The organism is Candidatus Aminicenantes bacterium, from assembly GCA_026393795.1.
GTDB lineage: Bacteria > Acidobacteriota > Aminicenantia > UBA2199 > UBA2199 > UBA2199.
The window spans coordinates 1-3,512 of the sequence record JAPKZL010000120.1 but is presented as its reverse complement, the minus strand read 5'-3'; the positions used below and the strand labels follow the sequence as shown (position 1 = coordinate 3,512).

Annotated in this window: 4 protein-coding genes; 1 reads left to right on the top strand and 3 read right to left on the bottom strand. The window is 57.9% G+C overall.

Annotated features, from left to right (window positions below; all coding sequences use genetic code 11):
- A partial coding sequence (locus NTW95_05790; protein ID MCX6556929.1) for a hypothetical protein occupies positions 1-307 on the top strand: 307 nt, incomplete at its 5' end.
- A gap of 163 nt (positions 308-470) precedes the next feature.
- On the opposite strand, the gene NTW95_05785 is transcribed toward NTW95_05790, so the two are convergent.
- The 3 genes from NTW95_05785 to NTW95_05775 all read right to left on the bottom strand — a co-directional run.
- Positions 471-722 carry a hypothetical protein gene (locus tag NTW95_05785; protein ID MCX6556928.1) on the bottom strand — a complete coding sequence of 84 codons (252 nt, stop codon included), beginning with the start codon at positions 720-722 and terminating at the stop codon, positions 471-473.
- A gap of 69 nt (positions 723-791) precedes the next feature.
- Positions 792-2,798: a hypothetical protein gene (locus NTW95_05780; GenBank protein ID MCX6556927.1), complete on the bottom strand. Its 2,007-nt coding sequence runs from the start codon at positions 2,796-2,798 to the stop codon at positions 792-794.
- Between the two features lie 90 nt (positions 2,799-2,888).
- Positions 2,889-3,512 (bottom strand): Glu-tRNA(Gln) amidotransferase GatDE subunit D (locus NTW95_05775; GenBank protein MCX6556926.1); only part of this gene is annotated, 624 nt, incomplete at its 5' end.

The following is a 3,512-nucleotide window of genomic DNA, read 5'->3' as shown; positions in this document are numbered from 1 at the left end:
AAAGGTGACCGTTAAAAACACAAAGCGCAGGGATAAAATGGACGATCGGGAAGAGATGCAAGAAACCCTGGCGGAGCTGGCAGCAGGCAAGTTGAAACGCATGCCCATGTCTGCCGGAGAGCGGGAAGAATTGCAGCAGGCGGCCGCGGAATCCCTCAAAAAAGCCAATCGCATCAACATTCGCATTACCCCGCAAGACCTGGAGCGCATCAAGAAAAAAGCTGCTGCCGCGGGAATTCCCTACCAGACGCTGATCGGCGCCATATTGCACCAGTACGCCAGCGACCGCATCTCCGCTTCGATTTGAAGAAAACCTTCAGCTCCTTCCATTATAGGCTCAGCTCACGAAACGGAAATTGGCAACGGCGTTTATAATTTTGCATAAATTATTATCTCTCAATTCTTTAAAAGATTGCACGATGAATTTCCAACATTTTAGATAACGAATAATAAGGTTGGCTTTGCCTTTTTTATTTATGAAACTTCCTGATAAATTCTTCGACCTCGGGGATGCCGCCCTGGAAGATCAAATAGCTGTTGTAGGGCTCGCGTTCGGTGATCTCGCCGGCGATGGGGGTCAGCATCAAATCCTTTACCTTGCCGAGATCGGTGGTCTGGCCCAGCGCCCAGGCCAGCTTGACGTAGGCCACTTCCGGCAGCATGTTCTCGGCCGGGATGATGCCCTTGGCCATCAGGTCGCGGCCGGTGTCGTAGACGAACATGTGCACGAATCACGAACCAACTAATTCACATTTTCTTAGTCCGTCCCCGTTCATCTTGAGAAAAACGCGTCACCTCGCCTGGAGGGTCCAGTCGCCCAGAATGCTCCAGGTGTAGGACCGTTTGCAGTCGGCCGGATCCTTGGCCAGCTCGGCGTCGTTGCACTCGGACCGATAGTAAGCTTCCCAGCCTTTGCCGACGTGCCCTCTCGGCGCGGTCAGGCCCTTGATGAAATCCCGGGGCGCATCGTAGAACACCTTAGCCCTCGATACGACCGCCACTCCGTTCAGATAGAACAGGACGCACTCCGCGTTCTGGAAGGAACCGTAGGTTTCACTGCTGTAGGGAGTGGCATCCGCGTTTTCGGGCGAATTGACCTGGCAACCCTTGTGGATGTAGATGCGCGGCCGCCTCGAGGCGAGCAGACCGTTCTCGTAGATCGAACGGCCGACGTAGAAATCCGCCATCCCTCCCTGTTGGCTGAACCCCGGCTTATAGGTTACGACATACTTGCCGTTTTGGGGTCCGGCCCCGGCCATTTCCCATTTCCATAGGCCGGGCCCGAGGGCACGCTCCAAAGCCACCGTCCCGCCGTAGTCGGGTCCGAACACGGAGCCCGTTGGGCCGCTGTGGGCGTCGATGAACATGACCGTGCCCGCGCCCTTCAACCATTCGATATAGTCGACTAGGCTCGCGTTCTCCTTGGTCCGGACCCGCATGTCCGGACATTGGTCTTTCATCCACTGCGCGTCGTTGACGGCCCCGGCGAGCCCGTCTCCATAGGAGATCGCCGCGGCATTGATGGTCGGTCCCCCTGGACGATCCGTCCGATACCGGTGATTCCGGTCGAAATAATCGATCAGGAGTCTCAGCTCCAGCTCCGCGTCCCGATACCAGATCATCGCTCCGGAGCCGAGCGAATAAGGGGACAGATATGTCCGCGGTTTCCCGTTCGCGTCGAGGAATCCCAGGCCGTCGATGTCGAGGAAATTGGGTTTGGGGTTGATGGCGATGTGGCGGGCGTTGATCCGCGAGACGTAGATTTCGGGCCGGGCGATCGGATTCGGCGCGATCTTATTCTGTTCGGTCATCTCGGGATGCTTCAGAACCGCGTTTATGGTGAAATCGAGATTGCCGGAATGGGAGTTGAATGTCAGGTCCGTATCGTCGATAAAGAACAAGTCATTGAATCTGATGAAGGCCTGGTTGAACTGGCTCGAAGTGATCCGCTTGCCGGCCCTCGGCCCGTCCGCGGCAAGCTTTTGATCCGGCACAGCCTCGATCGAGGGGATATCATTAACGCCTCGACGAAATAGCGCCTCCCAATTTCCCGTCAGGTCGGCGAAGACGAGATCGGACCTCTCGGAGATGATCTCCGGTTTGATGCGCAAATACTCGGTCCCCGCGGGGCAGACCTTGCCGCCGATGGTCAGGCCCTCCGCGGGCTTTTTCCAGACCCATTTCCGGACCAGCATGGGCTCGGGGAACGAGCCGACGAAGATGACCCCCTTGAAATTCGGGAACTTGTCGCGGAAGGCCCGGAGCAGGCGCCGCAACGCGATTACGGTCTGGCCATCCTGATGGGCCGGACCGCTGTAAACCTGGGCCTTGACGAGATGGTTTGGGAAGCCGTCGGCGCGGAGGTCTTTCTGGAACTGATCCAGGCGGTCGAGTAAGCATTGGGAGGAGTACCCGGCCCGGCCCATCGCGCGGTCTCCGGGCGGCCCGGAGTGAGCCGGAACCAGCCGGGATTCCACGAGGACGAGCACGAGGTCCACGTTCGACTTGAGGGAGACGGGCGTGCGGTCGAAAATGGCGAGGTCCTCGATCTCGAAAACGCCGTCGCCGTCGACATCCAGTTTCTTATGATCGCCGAGAATGGTGACGGTCGGATCCAGACCCGGCTTGGGGGGCGTTGTCGGGCGCGTAGCCCGGTCCTGGCCCTGCTGTCCAATCACTCCGGGCGCCGCCGAAAAGAGCGCTAACAACGTGACGATCAGCGCGATGATGCGTTTCATGGGTCCCTCCTTATCTCTGTTCTTTGCTTGATTGGAAGCGTAAATCAATAGCCTGCGCATGTCAATACAATTCAACCGCTCCTCAAGTAAATCTTAGCAAGCAATTATTTTTCAGCGATTTTATTTTGTTCCTGCGAAAAAAGACTTTCCTTATTTGTGGAACTTCTTGATGAACTCTTCGACCTCGGGGATGCCGCCCTGGAATATTAAATAACCGTTGTAAGGCTCGCGCTCGGTGATCTCGCCGGCGATGGGGGTGAGCATCAGGTCTTTTACTTTGCCGAGATCGGTCGTTTGGCCCAGGGCCCAGGCCAACTTGACGTAGGCGACTTCCGGGAGCATGTTCTCGGCCGGGATGATGCCCTTGGCCATCAGGTCGCGGCCGGTGTCGTAGACGAACATGTGCACGTAGCCCCAGAGCGTCTGCACGGTCATGTAGATGGTCACGCCCTTTTCGACGGCGCGCACGATGGCCGGGTAAAGCGGCTTGTTGACATGCCCCAGCCCGGTGCCGGCGATGACGATGCCGCGGTAGCCGTTGTCGACCATGGAGTCGATCATGTCGGGCTGCATGTTGGGGTAGTAGTAGAGCATGCCAACCTTTTCCTCGAAAAAAGGGAGGATGTCGACGCGGCGGTCGTTGCGCCGGCGCTTGTAGTCCTGGCGCAGCGGCGTGATCTTCTGGCGGTCGACCATGGCCAGCGGGATGTCGCCGATGGTGCGGAAGGTCGAGCGGTAGGAGGAGTGCATCTTGCGCACGCGCGTGCCGCGGTG

Excerpts from the sequence above, each read along its gene's own strand:
- NTW95_05780 (MCX6556927.1), bottom strand. The coding sequence starts at position 2,798 with ATGCGCAGGCTATTGATTTACGCTTCCAATCAAGCAAAGAACAGAGAT.
- NTW95_05785 (MCX6556928.1), bottom strand. The coding sequence starts at position 722 with ATGTTCGTCTACGACACCGGCCGCGACCTGATGGCCAAGGGCATCATC.